Below are 18,329 nucleotides of genomic sequence, written 5' to 3' on the forward strand. Positions count from 1 at the left end.
CCGGCCCGTCCGTCTTGGTGTAAGTCACTTGAGGCTCCCGGTCCGGCTCACAGCTCGATCGCGTCGCGCCGGGTGACCCGCAGGGTCAGCGCCGCGAACGTGATGGTGAGGAAGAACAGCACGACACCCATCGCCGAGGCGTAGCCGAACTGCGCGTAGTCGAAGGCGTTGCGGTAGATCTCCAGGCCCAGCACCGTGGTGGCGCCGTCCGGCCCGCCGCGGTCCACGGACATGACGTTCACCAGGGCGAACGCGTCGAAGGCGGCGATGCCCAGGTAGACCCAGGCGACCTGCAGCGTGTTCCACAGCAGCGGCAGCGTCACCTTGAAGAACAGGGTGCCCCGGGTGGCGCCGTCCAGCGCGGCGGCCTCGTAGATCTCCGTCGGGATGGAGCCCATCCCGGCGGAGAACAGCACCACGTAGAAGCCGACCGCCTGCCAGACGAGCACGGCCAGGATCGACCAGAGGGCCAGGTTCTTGTCGGCCAGGAACAGCACCGGCCCGGCGCCGACCTGGTTGAGCAGGCCGTTGATCAGACCACTGTCGTCGGACGAGTAGACCCGGGAGAAGATGACCGCGACCAGGGCCAGGGCCAGCAGCTGCGGGAAGAAGAACACCACCCGGTAGAACTTCGAACCCCAGACCCCCCGGGTACGGCCGCCCTTCGAGCCGCCGCCCACGTTGAGCAGGAACGCGAAGAACAGCGCCAGCACAATCGTGAGCAGCGGCAGGAAGATCAGCAACAGGATGTGGTGCTGGATCGCCTTCCAGAACGTGCTGTCCTGGAACAGCTTCGTGAAGTTGTCGAAGCCGATGTAACTGACGTCCGGCGAGAAGCCCCGCCAGTTGGTGAACGACAGCTGGAACGCCTGGACGTACGCCGCGATCACGAACGTGCCGTAGATGGCCACCGGCACGATCAGGAAGCCAATGATGAACGGGTACCTGCCGTGCTTCATGGTTCGTTAGCTCCGTTCGTGAAAGCGGGTACGTCGTCGGCGTCGGACTAGCGGGAGAACTTCTGGATGGACGAGTCCTTCTTGACCGCGTCGGCGGCCTTCTGCATCCGCTCGACGAACTTGTCGGCGGTGCCGCCCTGGTAGATCAGCTCGTTGGTGGCGGCGCGCAGCTCGTCGTCCAGCTTCTTGTACCAGGTGTCGAAACGGAAGCTGAAGGTGTCCGCGCCCGCCGCGCCCAGGGCCTTGTTGCCCGAGGTGAGGCCGGCACTGATCTCCATGCCGTCGGTGGCGCCGGCCACGACGGTCAGCGTCTTGGTGAGCTGGGTGAAGCCCACGGCGCCGGCCTTGCTCAGCATGTGGCGCAGGAACTCCATGCCACCGCGCGGGTTCTTGCCCTTGCTGGCGACGAAGTACTGCTCGCCGGCCGCGGCGTAGAGGGCGGTGACGGGCAGCTTGTCGGCCGTGGTCACGCTCGGCACGGGCATGAGCTGGTAGTCGAAGCCCTCGGGGGTGTCCTTGGCCTGCTCGTTCTCGAGCCAGGAGCCGGACGGGTAGAGGCCCACCTTGTACTGGTTCTGCTGGAGCTGGACCTCGGTGTGCTTGAGACCGAGGAACGCCTTGTTGGAGTACTTGGCGCCGACCTCGGCCCACGCGGCGGCGGCCTGCTTGACGGCGTCGTTGGTCCAGGCACCGTCCTCGAGGTTGTCGATGTTCTTGAGGATGTCGGCGCCACCGATCTTGGCCGCGCTGGTCAGCAGCAGCGTGTACATGTAGTACGGCGCGTTCGCACCCGCGTAGCCGAACGGCGTGATGCCCTTGGCCTTCATCTTGCCGAGCAGCGCGGTGAAGTCGCTCCACGTGGTCGGCACGGTCCAGCCGTTGTCCTTGAACAGCTTGCCGCTGTACCAGAGGCCGAAGACGGTGAAGGCGTAGTTGAGCACGTACGGCTTGCCGTTGAACGTGCCCTGCTCGATGGTGCCCGGGATCAGGGTGTCCTTGACGGTCTTGCCGGTGATGTCCACCGACGGGGCCGCGTACAGGTCGGTCAGCTCCTGCACCTGGCCGGCCTGGACCAGGGCGCCCTGGTCCATCAGCTTCGAGCCGGAGTTGTTGATCATGTCCGGCGGGTTGCCCGCGGTGAACCGCGGCTGCACCACGGTCGAGATCTCCTCGGCCTGGTTGAACGTGACCTTGGAGTTCGGGAAGAGCTTGTTGTACGACGGGATGTCCACGTCGGTCGCGTACTTGGTGCCGAGGCCACCGTTGAAGATCAGGATCTCCAGCGGCTCGTCCTCCTTGATGCCCAGCGGGTTGGTCGCGGAGACCGTACCGGCGGGCTTGTCCGCGGCGTCGTCCTTGTCGTCACTGCCGCCGCCCACGCAGGCGCTCAGCATCGTGACGGCGGGGGTGGCCAGCAGGCCCACGGCGGCAGCGCGGCGCAGCAGCGTCCGGCGGTCGACCTCGGGCTTGAAAATCTCAGTCATGCGCTTTCTCCTCAGATGGTGATGCGGTGCCGGGTCAGCCCTTGACGGCGCCAGCCGTCAGGCCGGTTGCGATGTTGCGCTGGACGATCAGGAAGAAGATGACCACCGGGAGGGCGGTCAAGATCGACCCTGCCATGAGCGGGCCCCAGAAGGTCCCACGGCTCGTCTGGTTCTGCAAAAGCCAGGCCATCAGGTTCTGGTGGGCCTGGTCGTTGAGCGTGTTGATGATGATGAACTCGTTCCAGGCCTGGATGAAGCCGTAGACCGAGGTCGCAACCAGACCGGGACCGGTCAGCGGCAGAATGATCTTCCAGAAGACCTGGAACCGGCTGGCTCCGTCGATCGACGCGGCCTCGTCGAGCTCGCGCGGGATGGCCTGGATGAAGCCGCGCAGGGTCCACACCGTGTACGGCAGGATCAGCACGACGTAGACCAGCGTGATGCCCAGCAGGCTGTTGGTGAGGTTGGCCTTCTGCAGCATCAGGAAGAGCGGGATCAGGATCGCGACGAACGGCACCATCTGCACCGACAGGACGACGAGGATGATCGCCTTGCGGCCGTAGAACCGGAACCGGGCGATGGCCAGCGCGGCCAGGAAGCCGACCAGCAGCGCCCCGAGCACCGCGCCGGAGGTCACGATGACGCCGTTGAGCAGGTCCTGCTGGAAGAACGGGGCGTTGAAGGCCGACTTGAAGTTGTCCAGCGTGAACGTGTGCGGGAAGAACGTGGGCTCGAACTGCAGGATCTCCGGCGCCGGCTTGAACGCGGTGTTGATGACCCAGTAGACCGGGAAGAACATCACGATCGCGAAGAGCACGCCGACGGCGTTCGCGGCGACCGTCCCGGTCCGGCTCCGACCCACCGTGGGGGTGTCGGACTCGCGGGCCGGGCGGCGCCGCTTGCGTACGGCGGTCTGCGGTGCGGTGGCGACCATCAGTCCACGTCTCCGATCTTGAACATCTGCCGCATGTAGAACGCCATGACGCCGAGCAGCAGGAGCACGGTGACGACGGCGATCGCGGAACCCAGCCCGTAGTTGTTGTTCTTGAACGCCGTGCTGTACGCCCACGTCGCCAGGACCTGGTACTCCTCCTCGGGCCGGCCGTTGCGCACGACGTAGACCTGGGTGAAGAGGCCGAAGTTCCAGATCACCGAGAGCGTCGTGACGATGACCAGCAGCGGCTTGAGGATCGGCAGGGTGACCGAGCGCAGCACCTCCCAGGCCGAGGCACCGTCCACCACGGCGGCCTCGAGGAGTTCCTTGGGCACCTGGGTCAGGCCCGCGTTCAGGGTGATGGCGATGAACGGGATGCCGGCCCAGACCACGATCGCCGTGATGACCGTCCAGCCCTGGATCGGGTCGGCGAACCAGCTGTGGTTGGCGAAGTCGACCCCGGGCAGCAGGTCGATCAGGTAGTTCAGCACGCCGAAGTCGGAGTCGACCAGCCAGCGGAAAGTCTGGGTGGCGACCAGCTGGGGCATGGCCCAGACGAACATCATCGCGACGATCATGGCGATCCGCACGCTCGGCGCGACCCGGCGCATCAGCAGGGCGACCGCCAGCCCGAGCACGAGGGTGAGCAGGACCGAGACCACGGTGAAGCCGATGGTACGGCCGACGACCTGGTAGAACGTCGCGTTCGTGAAGATCTTGACGTAATTGGCGAACCCGACGTTCTCCGGGGCCAGGTTGGCGAACAGCTGGCGCAACCCGATGCTCTGGAACGACAGCACGACCATCCGGATGAGCGGATAACCGAGCAGGCCGGCCAGCAGCAGGAGTGCGGGCAGCGTGAGCGCGAGGGGGGCGAAGCCGCCGCTCGTGGCCGAACGACGCTTGCTCCGGGCGCGCCCACCCGCCGGCGCCGGTGCCGGTGGCTGCGCGGCCGGCGGGGCGGACGGGGAGTCGACGACGGACATCGGTCCCATACCTCTCTGCGGGGATGCGGTGCCGGGCCGGGCCGCCCGCCCGGGGAAGGGCGGGCGGCCCGATCACGGTCAGCTGGCGTTGAGGATCTCGTTGATCTTTGCGTCGGCTTCCTTCGCCGCGGCCGGCACGGTGGCCTTACCGGTGGCGATGCTGACCAGCATGTTCTGCAGGACGTTGGCCGACTCGACGTCGGACCACTTCGGCGCCATCGGCACGAACCAGGTCTCCTTGGCGGCCTGCGCGGTCGCCTCGTTGCCCTTGACCGCGGCGGCCTTGTCCAGCAGGGAGGTCGCGTTGGGCAGCACGCCCTTGGCGATCAGGCCCTCCTGCGACTTGGCGTCGGTGAAGATCTGCGCCCACTTGGCGGCCAGGTCGGCGTTCTTGCTCTTGGCCGTCACGGCCACGTCCGAGCCACCGAGGAAGGACGGGATGCCGGGCAGCGGCGCGGTGGCGACCTTGCCGTTCACCTTGGTCTTGACCTTGGCCGAGGCGGGGTCGTTGGGGTCCTTGGGCTGCTCCTGGACCGCGCCCAGCTCCCAGCCGTTGCCGTAGATCATGCCGGACTTGCCCTGCGCGTAGACCGCGTCCTGGTCGTTCTCGTCCTTGGTCGGGTCACCGCTGGAGTAGGTCTTGGCGATCTCGGCCCACTTGGTCAGGCCCTGCTGCGCGCCGGGCTCCGACAGGGTGCCGACCCACTTGTCGCCGTCCTTCTTGGCGATCGTGCCGCCGTTGCCGTGCACCCACGCCATCGCGGCGTACCAGTACTTGCCCGGCATGTAGAAGGCGGAGAACTGCTTGTCGCTGCCGTTCTTCTCCTTGAGCGTCTTGGCCGCGGCGACCAGGTCGTCGTAGGTCTTCGGGGCCTTCAGGCCGGCCTTGTCGAACAGGTCGGTGCGGTAGATCAGCACCCGGGCGCCGGCGTAGTACGGCACGCAGTAGGTCTTGCCGTCGAGCTCACAAGGGGCGGAGAGGCCGGTCAGCCACTGCGCCGAGTTCTCGAACTGGCCCTTGTCGAGCGGGGCGAAGGCGCCGTTGAAGACGTACTTCGGCATCTCGGTGTTGCCCAGCTCCACCACGTCGGGCACGTCGTTGCCGGCCAGGGTGGTGTCCAGCTTGGCCAGGTGGTCGGTCCACTGCTGGTAGTCGACCTGCACCTGGGCGCCGGTCGCCTGGGTGAAGCGTTCGTTGGCCTGCTTGACGACCTCGGGCCAGCCCGACTGGGCGTCGACCATCAGCCAGACCTTGATGGTCTTGCCGGCACCGTTGACGGAAGCGGCGGCATTGGGGGTGTCGCTGCTGTCGCTGTTCGAGCCGCACGCGGCGGCACCGAGCAGCGTCGCGGCGAGGGTCGCCGCAACCGCGATTCTGCGCTTCACGCTAGTCCTCCTGGACGAATGAGTTATGCGGGTGAGAGGGGATCTCGAATTCATGGGGCGGAGCTCCCGTCCTTGACGGCTTTGTGGCCGTGGACGGCTTGGGCGGTGCGTTGGAAGGCCGCGTGCGAACGTTCGTGGGTCCGCTGGGCGACGGCTACGTAGAGCAGATCGAGGACGACCAGTTGCGGGTGCCGCGCGGAGAGCGCGTCCGGCCGGAAGGTCGTGGCCTGGGTGGCGGTGAGCAGCACGATGTCCGCCAGCTCGGCCAGGGGCGAGCGGGGGAAGCTGGTCAGCGCGATGGTGGTGGCGCCGCGGCTGCTGGCCTCGGCGAGCAGCTCTATGGTCTCGCCGGTCTCGCCGCTGTGCGAGATGCCGAGGGCGACGTCGCCGGCCCGGGACAGGGCGGCGCTGGCCAGGCCGTTGTGCACATCGGTCCAGGCCCAGGCGGCCACGCCGATGCGGTGCAGGCTGAACTGCATCTCCTCGCCGACCAGCGCGCTGCCGCTGGCGCCGAAGATGTTGACCCGCGGCGCGGCGGCGATGGCCACCGCGGCCCGCTCGACCTCGGCCAGGTCGAGCAGCGAGGCGGTGTCGTGCATGGCCCGGGTGTCGGCCGCCATGATCTGGCCGAGGACCCGCTCCAGCGGGTCGCTGGGCTGGATCTCCCGGCCGATGTCCACGGTCCAGCCGGACGCGCGCGCCCGGCCGGTCTCGGCCGCGATGCCCAGGCGCAGGTCGGCGTAGCCGTCGAAGCCCAGCGCCCGGCAGAACCGGGTCACGGTGGCCGGCGAGGTGCCGCTGCGCTCGGCCAGCTCGACGATGGTCGCCCGGGAGGCCGCCGCCGGGTCGGTGAGGACCTGCTCGGCGACGCGCTGCAGGGCGCCGGTGAACTCGGGCAGCAGGGTGCGCACCCGCACCAGTACCCCGTCCGAGTTGTTCATGCTGTGCTGCGGCGGCGGGGCCTGGTCGCGCACCAGCGAGTCGACGACCGCGGTCGCTGCGGTGCCGTCTGCGTCTGGCTCGACCATGGGCCGTCCCTTCAGAAAGGAGTGTTAACTGTCGCGGTAAAAGTTCTTACTTTCTGACCCCCTGTGTCAAGACCGTGGGTGAAGTTTTCAAACCGTTACCTGGAGCACGTTGATGAGGACCGGCGACCAAGCAGTCAGTTGACGTATGTCGATCCGCATATGGCCGATAGGGCACGAGCGCCATCATTAATACTTTTTGGTGGGGTTTGCTCATCGGCCTTTTGGGTCACCAACGGCATCAAACGGTGCCCGGGGGTGGGCCGACCGGAGGAGTCGATGGACAACGCGAAACGCCCTCGCAATCTGCGAGGGCGTCTCGGCACAGGAGGGGTCCGGCAATAATTCTGCCCAGAACCGGTTAAGCGCTGTCGCGAACCGCCTGGGCGAAGACCTCGGAACGGTGCTCGAAGTTGCGGAAACGGCCGTAACTGGGGGCCGCCGGGGACAGCAGCACCACACCCTCGGACGGCGTGAGCTTACGGGCCAGCCGTACCGCCGAAGGCAGGTCTTCCGCCGCCTCCGTGCGCACGCCGGCCAGGCCGGCCAGCTCGGCCAGGATGCGCGGCCCGCTGTCCGGCAGGCCGATCACGGTGAGCTCCCGGTCCTTGAGGTGCTCCCGCAGGGGGCTGTAGTCCAGGCCGCGGTCGGTGCCACCGACGAGCACGGTCAACGGCCGGCCCTCGTACGCGTCGATCGCGTGCATCGCCGAGTACGGACTCGTGGACAGCGTGTCGTCCACGAACGTCAGCCCCGACGGGTCCTCGATCTCGGCCAGCCGGTGCGGCAGGCCCTGGAAGGACGCCACCGCCGCGCGCAGGGCCTCCCGCTCACCGACGACGTCGATGCCCATGCCGTCCAGCACGGCCAGGGCGACACAGAGGTTGCGCTCGTTGTGCCGGCCGCGCAGCTTGAGCGTGTCCCGCGGGAACAGGGCCTCGTCGCTGCAGTACACCTGGGCGTCGGCCTCGACCCGGAACCGCGAGTCACCGCCGGCGGCCGGGATCGCCGCGAAACCGTTCGCGTCCTTGACCGCCACGGTCTCGGTGACCAGCCGGTCGTCGGCCCCGTTGATCACGATGAGCTCGGGACCGTGGGCCAGCAGGTTGAGCTTGTCGCGGTAGTACTCCCGCTCACCGCCGTGCGCGTCCAGGTGCTCGGGGAACAGCGAGGTCACCACCGCGACCCGCGGCGAGTCGGTCAGATCGCTGCACTGGTAGCTGGAGAGCTCCAGGACGTACTGCTCGGCCGGGGGCAGGTCGAGCAGCGGCACGCCGATGTTGCCGCCGAAGACGTTGGGCCGGCCCACAGCCGCCAGCAGGTGACTGATCAGGCTGGACGTGGTGCTCTTGCCCTTGCTGCCGGTCACCCCGATGGTGCGGTTGGCGTGATCGGCCATCCACAGGGCGCTGCCACCGGTCACGGTGATCCCCCGGGCTCGCAGATCGGCCATCCACGGATGGGTCTGCGGCACCCCTGGCGAACGCACCACCACGTCGGCGGCCACCAGCGCGGCCTGGGCGTGATCACCACCGGCCAGCGGCGCCAGCGCGGCCAGCTCACCCTCCCAGGGCACGGACAGGAAGTTGGCGCTGTCGTCCACGGCGATCAGGCGCGAGGGACCGTGGGCGGCGACGGCCGTGACGGCAGCCCGGCCCTCCCGGCCGGTCCCCCAGACGGCAACGGAACGGCCGCGCAGGTCTGCCAGGCGCACAATCGTCTCCCTCGGTCGAGTCGCACTAGTATGGCTCGCTGGTCCTACGTTGGGAGTGCCGGGTGCGTGCGCAGTACGAGGTCATGCGGTTCCCCGCATACAGGTTCGATCCGGCGACGGGAGTCGCGGAGTTCGACTACCTGCTCGACGGCCCGGACCCGCTGGAGTTCACCGAGACCATCACCTTCCCGCTCGGTCCGGGCGAGCCGCCGGCCCACTTCTTCAAGGTGCTCGAGCTGCTGCACGTCGTGGCCGGGGTGAGCTACTACAAGGTCGGCGCGCCGGCCCGGATCGAGGCGCCGGTCGCGGTGCCGGGCGCGGTCACCGACTTCTTCACGGCCGTCTACACACACGGTCTCGGGGAGTACGCGTACGTCAACAAGCTTCCGCACGTGCTGACCCTGTCGGTTTCCTCGCCCTCGGCGGGTTCCCCGGCTCCCCCGGCTTCCCCCGTGGACAACTCGGAGGGACGGCCGCTGTCGGCGGTCGGTGGCGGCAAGGACTCCATCGTCACCCTGGAGATCCTGCGGGCCGCCGGGCTGGACCCGGTGCCGTTCTCGGTCAACCCCAACCCGGTGATCGTCAACGTGAACGCCGCCTCCGGCCTGACCGCCCTGGCCGCCCGCCGCAAGCTCGACCCGCGCCTGTTCGAGCTCAACAAGGCGGGGGCTCTCAACGGCCACATCCCGGTGACCGCGATCAACTCGCTGATCGCGATCGCGACCGCGGCCCTGCACGGCCTGGGCCCGGTGGTGATGTCCAACGAACGCTCGGCCTCCGACCCGAACCTGATCTGGAACGGTCACGAGATCAACCACCAGTGGTCCAAGGGAGTGCTCGCCGAGGGCCTGCTGCGAGCCGCGGTCACGGCCCACACCGGCCTGACCGAGCCGTACTTCTCGCTGCTGCGCTCACTGTCGGAGCTGCACATCGCCCAGCTCTTCGCCCGGTACACCGCGTACGACGACGTGGTGACGAGCTGCAACAAGGCGTTCAAGCTGCACGACCCGACGGCCCGCTGGTGCGGCGACTGCCCCAAGTGCCGGTTCGTGGCGCTGGCCCTGGCGCCGTCCATGTCCCGGGCCCGGCTCACCCGGATCTTCGGCCGGGACCTCTTCGCCGAACCGGCGCAGGTGCCGGGCTACCTGGAACTGCTCGGCATCGACGCCCACAAGCCGTTCGAATGCGTCGGCGAGGTGGAGGAGTCCCTGGTCGCGCTGACGATGCTGGGCGACGACCCGCAATGGGCGGACGCACCGGTGATCACGGCACTGCGGGCGGCGGTGCCGGCTGAGGCATGGGCGGCTGCTTCGCGGGACGAGGTGCTGACGCCGGGCGGGCCGACCTTCGTGCCGCCGGCCTACGCCAAGATCCTGGCTGCCGCCCTCGCCTGACCGGGCGCGGTCCGGCGGGGGCCGGCCGCGCCCCCTTCGGCCGCCGGACCCCTTCGGCCGCCGGACCCCTCCAGGCCGCCGGACCCCTCCAGGCCGCCGGACCCCTCCAGGCCGCCGGACCCCTTCGCGCCGCTGGACCCCTTCGCGCCGCCGCACCCCTCCGGGCCGCCGGGCCACCTGGGCTGCTCGGGCCGGGCCGGTCAGTCGGGCTTGTCGTGGTGGATGCGGTCGGGGGCCACACCCAGCGCCTGCAGGGCCAGGCTGGTCGCGGCCAGCATCAGCGGCGGCCCGGCCAGGTACACCTCGTGGGCCGACCATTCGCCGTAGGCGGCGACCGCGTCGGTGACCAGGCCGCTCGGGTACGGGCCGGCCTCCCCCTCGGAGACCACCGGGATCACGGTGGCCCGCCGACAGGCCCGGGCGATGTCCGTGATGTCGTCGATGTCGTACAGCTCGCTGAGGTTGCGCACGCCCCAGAAGAGCACCGCCGAGCGCGGGTCCCCGGTCGCGGCCAGCTCGGTGAGCAGGGCCTTGAGCGGAACGACCCCGGTGTCCCCGGCGATCATGAGCAGGTCCCGGCCGGACTCGGGCAGCCCCATCTCCCCCTCGGCGCGCGCGATCCGCACGGTGTCCCCGATGGCCGTCCGGTAGACCAGCGCACCGCTGATCCCGCTGTGACTCTTGGCCCGCACGTGCAGCTCGACGATGTTGTCCCGGCGCGGGTTGCCGGCCAGCGAATACGGCCGCCACACCCCGGGCTGGTCCGGCAACTCGATCCGGGCGTACTGACCGGGCCGGTAAGGCATGGGCAAATACGGTCGCAGCCACAACACGGCCAGATCATCCCGGCGCCGCTCGTGCCCGACCACAACCGCGGTCCACACGGTCGGCTGATAGGCGGCGGCGGCCATCCCATGGGCGATCCACTCGTACGCGTGCTGCCACGTCGACCGCCAAGCCTGGTCGAAGTCCTGCCGCCAGCCACCGGCAACCATCCCCGCCCGCATCGCCTCGGCCAGCGCGGCCCCGGCCAGCTGCAACTGCTGGGGCAGGACGCCGCACTCGGCCAGCGAGGCACCGAGCCGGCCACACGCCGCGACCAGCAGCGGCGGCTGGTCCAGGTGATGCACCAGCCAGGTCAGAGCTTCGGCAAGCTGCGCAACCTGTACGGCCGGCCCGCCGGGCACCTTGGCGAACAACGCGGGCTGGGCCTGGGCGAGAGCAGCCCGCAACCGCTCGGCGACCTCCTCGGGCCCACCGGCCAGCGAGAGGCTGTTGCCGAGCAGCCGCGCCATCTCCCGCAGGGCGGCGTCATCGGCGGGATCCATGCCGTCGGCGGGGAGGGCGGGACGGGCGCCTACGGGCGGGACGATGTCGGGCATCCGTACCGGTCCGAAGGGACCGACGGCCTGAACCGGATCACCAGGCCACTGCGGCCCGGCCGGCCGCGGGCCGCCGATGCCGGGAATGCCGCTGATGGGCTCGGTCGACGAACCGGTGGCCGGGATGAGCGGTACGCCGCCGGCCCAAGGCCCAGCCCCCGGCGGGTACGGGGTGGTGGCCCCGGGACGCAGCCCACCCGGCACGGGCGGGGCGCCGGCACCGGGCCGAGCGGGGACGACGGAGCCGGGCGGAACCGCGGGGACGATGGAAGTGCCGGGAGCAGGGGGCTGCCCGGCTGGTCCCTGACCGCCGCCGGAGCCTGCCGGGGGGACAAGCCCGCCCGGAATGGTGCCACCGGGCACCAGGCCATTGCCGCCAGGAACCCCACGCCCGGGAACGACGCCACCGGGGCCCATCCCACCCGGAAGGAAGCCACCCGGAAGGGGCCCGCCAGGAACAGCGCCACCAGAGCCAGTCCCACCAGGCGCCGCACCACCAGGGACCGCACCACCAGGGACTGCACCACCGGGGCCAGTCCCACCAGAGCCAGTTCCACCGGGGCCCGCTCCACTAGGACCAGACCCACCAGGCACCGCACCATCAGGGACCGCGCTGCCAGGGCTCGCCCCACCAGGGCTCGCCCCACCAGGAACCGCCCCGCCCGGAACCGCGCCACCAGAGCCAGTCCCACCAAGGCCCGTCCCGCCTGGCGGCAGCCCACCCGGGCCCGTCCCGCCTGGCGGCAGCCCACCCGGGCCCGTCCCGCCTGGCGGCAGCCCACCCGGGCCCGTCCCGCCCGGGACCGCTCCACCGGGAAGTCCGCTTGCCGGAGCTGAGCCTCCGGGAACGATCGCGCCGGGGACCGGCGATGTGCCGAGGCCACCCGGGGCCATGCCTACGCCGAAAGCTCGGCCCACGCCGGAGCCCGGTGCCGTTCGCGGGCTCAGACCCGCGCCCGCAGCCGTTCCCGAACCTGAACCGGGTGCCGAGCCGCTGGGCGCACCCGGAGCCCTGCCCGAGCCGGAACCGCCGCCGGACACCCCGCCCGAACCGGGCGCCGATCCGCCGCCAGTTCCCGAACCGGTGCCGGGCGGCGTTCCCGGACCGGTGCCCGACGTTGCGGGAGTCGATCCCGCGCCGCCCGGCGCGGGCGCCGCACCGGGCACCGGAGTCGTGCCGAACGCCGGCGGAAGGACCGGAGTCCCCCCACGCAGGAACGGGAAGCCGGGCCTGGACGGCCCCGAACCGATCGGATCGGGCATCACCGGCCCGTCGTCGCCCGCACCGGCGTCCGGAAGAAAATCGTCGAGGTCGGGCACGGCCGGCGGCGAGCCGGGCCGCACCGGCGCTCCGCCCGGCACCGGCGTCGTCCCGGGCCGGCCGGGAGCCCACCCGGGCGAGTCGACGCCTCCGGGCGCCACCGGCGCGGCGGAGTCACTCCCAGGAGGCGGTGTCCCCGGCGCGAACCCGCTGCCGTCCGGCACCACATAGCCGGGCTCCGACCCGGTCCCGGGAGCGGAAGGTGTGGGGCCACCCGGCGAGGAAGGAGCCTGGTAAGGCGGCCGCGGCCCCCGCGGTAACGGCCCGACACTCGCGCGCCAGGTTCGGCCGTCGGTGCCCGCGGTCTCGCGGTCGGCGCGCGGCACTCCACCTGCCGAGACATCCCGCAGCGGATGTGCCGCCGGCAGCTCCGACTGCGCCTCGCCCGGGCCAACGAGAGGAACAGCCTGCTCGGAAGCGGAGCTGTCAGCAGCAGGCCATTCGGGATGCATCATCCAGTCAGGGTGGACCGGCTCAGCCGCGGGCGCTTCTTCGGGCTCCGCGCCGGCCAGCGCCGCCTTCGCATCAGCCGCCCCCGCGGCAGCCGCGTCCGGTGCGGCGAGCCGGAGCCGGATGGCTCGCAGCAGCGCCAGCATATGAGGGTCGGACCCGGGACCGGACGACACCTGCACACCCCCGACGGCAGAACGACGCGAACAGTACAACCGTACTGCCGCAGCGTCCGGACCGCCGCCGCTACCTGTCGGTGGCGCTCGCCATACGTGCGGTCGCCTCGTTGAGGATATCGGCGTTCGTGCCGAAGTTCAGCCGAACGAAGCCCGCGCCGCGGGCGCCGAAGCGGGTGCCTGGTTCGAGGCCTACGCGGGCGCGGGACAGGAACAGCTCCCGGGGTTCGTTGTCGTCGCCCAGCGCTCGGCAGTCCAGCCAGGCCAGGTAGGTCGCTTCCGGTGGGATCCAGTTGATCATCAGTAGGCGGGTGCGTAGTTGCTCGCCCAGCTCGGCGCGGCGGGCGGCCAGTTCGGTGAGCACGTTGTCCAGCCAGGCGTCGCCCTCGGTGAAGGCTGCCACCGTGGCCAGCACGCCGAAGTGGCCCGTGCGCCAGCGGATGTCCGGTGGGAGGCGCTTGACCAGCGCCGCCATGGCTGGGGCGGCGGTCACGACGGCCGCGCATTTGAGGCCGGTCAGGTTGAAGGCCTTGCTCGCCGACACCAGGCTCACCGTGACCTCCGCCGCGCCGGGGACGGTCAGGGTGGGTGTGAAGTGGGCACCCGGCAGCACCAGCGGGGAGTGGATCTCGTCGCTGATGATCGTCACGCCGTACAGTCCGGCCAGCCGGACCAGAGCAGCCAGCTCGTCCGGGGTGTGCACGCGGCCGACCGGATTGTGCGGATTGCACAGGATGTAGACCGCGGGGTGGGCGGCGAAGGCCGCCTCCAGGGCCGGCAGGTCCAGGCGGTACTCGGCGGTGAGCGGCACCTCCCGCAGGTGCACGCCGGCCTCCGGCGGCCAGTCGAAGAACGGCGGGTAGACCGGCGGGCTGATCACCACGGTGTCCGCCGGGCGGGTGAGCATCCGCAGCAGTTCGACCACGCCGACGCCCACGTCGGTGACCGCGGTGACCGCGGCCGGGTCCACCTCCCACCCCCAGCGCCGGGCCGCGAAGCCGGCGACCGCCTCGCCGAGCTCCGGCTCCGCCGCCGAGTAGCCGGTGTCGGAGGCGTCGACGGCCGCCCGCAGGGCGGCGGTCACGGCCGGGGCCAGCGAGCAGTCCATCTCGGCGACACCCAAGGGCAGGACATCATCGGGGTACGTGCGCCACTTGGCACTGCGGCGCTTGCGCAGGGTCTCCAGCGAATCGACGAACATCCCCCCATCCTGCCGCTACCCGGTCGGTCGTGGGTGGCCCGGACGCGCCAGGCAGAATGCCGGTTGTGCCAGCACTGAGCATCACCGACCCCGACGACCCGCGGATCGCCGACTACCGGGCGCTGACCGATGTCGAGCTGCGGACCAAGTGGGAACCGCCGAACGGGCTCTTCATCGCCGAGGGCGAACTGGTGATCCACCGCGCGCTGCGGGCCGGGTACCGGCTGCGTTCCGCCCTGGTCGACGAGAAGCGGGTCGACCAGCTCGGCGATCTGCCCGCCGACGCGCCGCTCTACGCCGCCGCCCCGCACGTGCTGGAGTCGGTCACCGGGTTCCACGTCCACCGCGGCATCCTGGCGTCCTTCCACCGGCGGGCGCTGACGCCACTGGACGAGCTTCTTGCCGGAGCCCGGCGGCTGGCTGTGCTGGAGGGGCTGAACACCCACACCAATCTCGGCGCGCTCTTCCGCAGCGCGGCGGCGCTCGGCATCGACGCGGTGGTGCTCTCCCCCACCTGCGCGGACCCGCTGTACCGCCGGGCCGTACGGGTCAGCATGGGCGAGGTCTTCGCCATCCCGTACGCGAAAGCCGACGACTGGCCGCAGACCCTCGCCGCGGTCCGGGCCGCCGGATTCACCCTGCTCGCGATGACCCCGGCGCCCGACGCGGTGGCGCTGCAGCACCTCACCGACGCTCAGCGGGAGCGGCCCGCACTGCTGCTGGGCGCCGAGGGCCCCGGTCTGACCCGGCAGGCGCTGGAGGCCAGTGATGTCCGCGTCGCCATCCCGATGCACAACGATGTGGACTCGCTGAACGTCGCCACCGCGGCCGCCATCGCCTTCTGGGAGCTCGGCCGCACCGCTGTCGTACCGAACTAGACATCGGCCCCGGCCTTCGCGGCGGCTGACCCCGGCCGCGGAAATAGGGCGCGCGCAGGTGCCACCGACGGTCAGAATCCCGGCATGACAACCGCGACAGGCGTACGGATCGGCTGGACGGACCTCCCCGGCAAGGTCCGTTCCGCGATCGAGGACCTGCTCGGCTCACCCGTCGTGGAGGCAGTGTCGCAACCGGGCGGGTTCTCCCCCGGCACCGCCGACCGGGTCCGGACCGCGGCCGGCACCCGGGCCTTCGTCAAAGCCGTCGGCACGGCACAGAATCCTGCCAGCGTGGACATGCACCGACGCGAGGCAGCCGTGACGGCCCGCCTCCCGAAGGAAGCAGCCGCGCCACGCCTGCTGGGGACATACGACGACGGCGAGTGGGTCGCACTCGTCCTCGAGGACGTGCCCGGACGGCACCCGCACACGCCGTGGCAGGCCGGCGAACTGGCCACCGTACTCGCCGCGCTGCGGGACCTGGCTCGCCGGTTGACTCCGTCGCCGGTCATCGACGTACCGCCGGCCGCCGACGTCCTCGACTTCGACCTCGGCGGCTGGAAGCGGATCGCCGCCGACCCGCCGGGCAACCTCGATCCCTGGGCCGAACAGCACCTCGACCGGCTGTGCGCGCTCGCCGACCGGGCGCGGGCCGCGATTGCCGGGGACACGCTCGTGCACCTGGACGTCCGGGCCGACAACCTGCTGGTCGGGCCGGACGGCCGGGTCACGCTGGTCGACTGGCCCTGGGCCTGCCGCGGTGCGGCCTGGGTGGACACGGTGCTGCTGCTGATCAACGTACGACTCTTCGGCGGGCAGCCGGCGGACCGGTTGCTCGCCGAGCACACCCCCGGCGTGGATCCGCGGGACTTGACCGGGGTCCTCGCCGGCATGGCGGGCTTCTTCCTCGACGCCGCCCGTCAGCCGGACCCGCCCGGCCTGCCGACCGTGCGCGACTTCCAGCGGGCCCAGGGTGTCGCGACGCTGGCCTGGGTGCGGGAACGGCTGGACGGGGAGCGGGCCGACATCTGACCGATGCGCGCCTCGGGGGCTGTCGGGCCTGCCCATTGGGGATCGGGGGGCCGGCCTTGGCTTACTCCGAGGCCGGGCCGCGCGAAGCCTTGGCCGCAGGATGCTCGGCCCGCGCGAACTCCGGCCTGCGCACAGGCCAGCTCGCACCTGAAACCCGGCCGCACGAACCCGGGTCGGCACCAACCTGGGCCGGTTCGAAGCCCGGCCTGGGATCCCGCCGTGCGCCCCCAGGGCCAGCAACGGCGGACCAACCCCGGCGGCCGCACAAACCCCGGCCCGCACGAACCCGGCCCGGGCCCAACCTGCCGGGATCGGGTCGACTAGGTCTCCGGCTGCCTCAGACCGGCTCGCGGACGTATGTGGGGCGGATCAGCCGGCGTTCATCGTGTGCCGCAGGGTGAGAAGAGCGCGGCTGAGCAGCCTGGAGACGTGCATCTGGGAGATCCCGAGCTGTTCGGCGATCTGCGCCTGCGTCAGGTTGCCGTAGAAGCGCAGAGCGACGATCTTCTGATCCCGGTCGTCGAGCGACGCGAGGGCCGGACCGAGCGCCATGCGCATGTCGACGAGCTCGAGATCGTGGTCGTAGCCGCCGAGGGTGTCGCCCAGCTCCCGGTCTCCCTCGGCGCCGATCGGTGTGGCCAGGCTGGTGGCGCTGTAAGCCATCGCGCCCTCGAGTCCTTCCAGCACTGATTCCTCGGTGATGCCGAGGTGGGTGGCGATGTCGGCCACTGTCGGCGAACGACCCAGGGTGTGGCTGAGAGTGTTGTTCGCCGTGGTGATCGCGGCCCGGAGCTCCTGCAGGCGCCGGGGCACCCGGATGGACCAGGTCCGGTCGCGGAAGTGGCGCTTGATCTCGCCGAGAATGGTGGGAATGGCGAAGCCGGCGAAGTCGACTCCCCGGTCCGGGTCGAACCGGTCGACAGCCTTGATCAACCCGATGGTCGCCGTCTGCGTCAGGTCGTCCTGGGGCTCACCGCGACCGTAATAGCGGTGGGCGAGGTGGTTTGCCAGCGGCAGCCAGGCCTCGATGGCGCGCTCGCGAAGACGAGCCTTCGCGGGATCTCCGTCCGGCAGGGCGGCCATTGCCCGCACGAGCTGCACAGCGTCGGAGACGCCCGGGTCCGTGCTGGGATCGGCCGACGGGGCGGACATGTCGGTCATCGAGGTGGCGACTGTCACGTTCATGGTCGTCCTTCCACTGATGCTGAGGATCTGCTGATCCGAGGGCGACTTGTCCGTCGTCGTCAGCTGCCCGATCGGGGCGCCGGCACCCACCCTTCGGACCATACCGCCGAACAATCGACGCAGCAACCGACGCAACTTGTCATTTCTTGGTGATTGGCCCCACGTGATCCACTGCCCCGATCGCCGGACCTCCGGACAGTGGATCTCCCGACCGCCAACTCGGCGAACAGCCACCGACGCCGCCGCCCCCACCGCCAGGCATTGACTCGATCACGAAATGGTGCTGATAATGCTAGTACCATGAGGTGGATTATTGATCATTCGTCGCGAGAGCTGCTGTCGCATCAGGTCGCCAGATGCGTCCGTCAGGGCGTGGCGTCGGGCGAGCTGAGAGTTGGTGAGCAGCTGCCGCCGGCGGCAGAGCTGGCAGCCGCGTTGTCGGTCGATCGCAACACCGTGCTGGCTGCCTTCCGGCAGCTGCGGGACGAGGGCCTGCTGGAGTTCCGCCGGGGCCGCGGGACCCGGGTGGCCTCGACCATGGCCGAGCCGGCCCCGGTCGCCGAAGCGGCTCAGGAGCTGGTGGCCGTGGCCCGCCGGCACGGCCTCGGACGCGGCGACCTGATCCGCCTCATCGAGCGGCTGACGTGACCAGCCGAAGCAACAGCAACCGACGCAACCGGCCGGAGCGACCAGCCGGAACGAAAGCAACCGGCGCGACCAGCCGGAACGACCAGCCGGAGCAACCGGAACGACCAGCCGGAACGATCAGCCGGCGCGAGCAACCGGAACCAAAGCAACCGGCACGAACAACCGGAACCAAAG

At 70.5% G+C, this 18,329-nt stretch carries 14 protein-coding genes; 4 read left to right on the plus strand and 10 right to left on the minus strand.

The window, feature by feature from the left end:
- Positions 1 to 47: 47 nt before the first annotated feature.
- From AB0C12_RS13675 to murD, 7 genes are all read right to left on the minus strand, one after another.
- Positions 48 to 959, minus strand: a complete 912-nt coding sequence (locus AB0C12_RS13675) for a sugar ABC transporter permease (protein ID WP_360547582.1) — start codon at positions 957 to 959, stop codon at positions 48 to 50.
- 47 nt (positions 960 to 1,006) lie between these two features.
- Positions 1,007 to 2,443 carry an N-acetylglucosamine/diacetylchitobiose ABC transporter substrate-binding protein gene (gene ngcE / locus AB0C12_RS13680; protein ID WP_360547584.1) on the minus strand — a complete coding sequence of 479 codons (1,437 nt, stop codon included), beginning with the start codon at positions 2,441 to 2,443 and terminating at the stop codon, positions 1,007 to 1,009.
- Positions 2,444 to 2,477: 34 nt separating this feature from the next.
- On the minus strand, positions 2,478 to 3,377 hold the full coding sequence (locus AB0C12_RS13685; RefSeq protein WP_360547586.1) for a carbohydrate ABC transporter permease: 900 nt from the start codon (positions 3,375 to 3,377) through the stop codon (positions 2,478 to 2,480).
- A complete protein-coding gene (locus AB0C12_RS13690) occupies positions 3,377 to 4,363 on the minus strand; it encodes a sugar ABC transporter permease (RefSeq protein WP_360547588.1) in 987 nt (328 codons plus the stop codon). The genes AB0C12_RS13685 and AB0C12_RS13690 overlap by 1 nt, the downstream gene beginning before the upstream one ends.
- Before the next feature lie 78 nt (positions 4,364 to 4,441).
- On the minus strand, positions 4,442 to 5,749 hold the full coding sequence (locus tag AB0C12_RS13695; RefSeq protein WP_360547590.1) for an extracellular solute-binding protein: 1,308 nt from the start codon (positions 5,747 to 5,749) through the stop codon (positions 4,442 to 4,444).
- A 50-nt stretch (positions 5,750 to 5,799) separates the two neighbouring features.
- Positions 5,800 to 6,777, minus strand: coding sequence for a MurR/RpiR family transcriptional regulator (locus AB0C12_RS13700; protein ID WP_360547592.1), 978 nt, complete (start codon positions 6,775 to 6,777; stop codon positions 5,800 to 5,802).
- A gap of 358 nt (positions 6,778 to 7,135) precedes the next feature.
- Positions 7,136 to 8,488, minus strand: a complete 1,353-nt coding sequence (gene murD / locus AB0C12_RS13705; RefSeq protein WP_360547594.1) for a UDP-N-acetylmuramoyl-L-alanine--D-glutamate ligase — start codon at positions 8,486 to 8,488, stop codon at positions 7,136 to 7,138.
- A gap of 83 nt (positions 8,489 to 8,571) precedes the next feature.
- Between murD and AB0C12_RS13710 the strand changes: the two genes are divergently transcribed.
- On the plus strand, positions 8,572 to 9,882 hold the full coding sequence (locus tag AB0C12_RS13710; protein ID WP_360548986.1) for a hypothetical protein: 1,311 nt from the start codon (positions 8,572 to 8,574) through the stop codon (positions 9,880 to 9,882).
- Positions 9,883 to 10,082: 200 nt separating this feature from the next.
- On the opposite strand, the gene AB0C12_RS13715 is transcribed toward AB0C12_RS13710, so the two are convergent.
- Both AB0C12_RS13715 and AB0C12_RS13720 read right to left on the minus strand, forming a co-directional pair.
- Positions 10,083 to 11,264, minus strand: a complete 1,182-nt coding sequence (locus tag AB0C12_RS13715; protein WP_360547596.1) for an FAD-binding oxidoreductase — start codon at positions 11,262 to 11,264, stop codon at positions 10,083 to 10,085.
- Between the two features lie 2,017 nt (positions 11,265 to 13,281).
- Positions 13,282 to 14,412: an aminotransferase class I/II-fold pyridoxal phosphate-dependent enzyme gene (locus AB0C12_RS13720; RefSeq protein ID WP_360547598.1), complete on the minus strand. Its 1,131-nt coding sequence runs from the start codon at positions 14,410 to 14,412 to the stop codon at positions 13,282 to 13,284.
- Between the two features lie 65 nt (positions 14,413 to 14,477).
- Between AB0C12_RS13720 and AB0C12_RS13725 the strand changes: the two genes are divergently transcribed.
- Together AB0C12_RS13725 and AB0C12_RS13730 are read left to right on the plus strand one after the other, a co-directional pair.
- Positions 14,478 to 15,290 (plus strand): RNA methyltransferase, encoded by an 813-nt coding sequence (locus tag AB0C12_RS13725; RefSeq protein WP_360547600.1) that lies wholly within the window; start codon positions 14,478 to 14,480, stop codon positions 15,288 to 15,290.
- Positions 15,291 to 15,374: 84 nt separating this feature from the next.
- On the plus strand, positions 15,375 to 16,322 hold the full coding sequence (locus tag AB0C12_RS13730; protein WP_360547602.1) for an aminoglycoside phosphotransferase family protein: 948 nt from the start codon (positions 15,375 to 15,377) through the stop codon (positions 16,320 to 16,322).
- Positions 16,323 to 16,691: 369 nt separating this feature from the next.
- Here AB0C12_RS13730 and AB0C12_RS13735 read toward each other — a convergent pair whose 3' ends face one another.
- A complete protein-coding gene (locus AB0C12_RS13735) occupies positions 16,692 to 17,474 on the minus strand; it encodes an RNA polymerase sigma factor SigF (protein WP_360548988.1) in 783 nt (260 codons plus the stop codon).
- Between the two features lie 333 nt (positions 17,475 to 17,807).
- Here AB0C12_RS13735 and AB0C12_RS13740 point away from each other — a divergent pair, with 333 nt between their 5' ends.
- Positions 17,808 to 18,155 (plus strand): GntR family transcriptional regulator, encoded by a 348-nt coding sequence (locus tag AB0C12_RS13740; protein ID WP_360547604.1) that lies wholly within the window; start codon positions 17,808 to 17,810, stop codon positions 18,153 to 18,155.
- Positions 18,156 to 18,329 lie beyond the last annotated feature (174 nt).

This window comes from Actinoplanes sp. NPDC048967, from assembly GCF_040649415.1.
GTDB lineage: Bacteria > Actinomycetota > Actinomycetes > Mycobacteriales > Micromonosporaceae > Actinoplanes.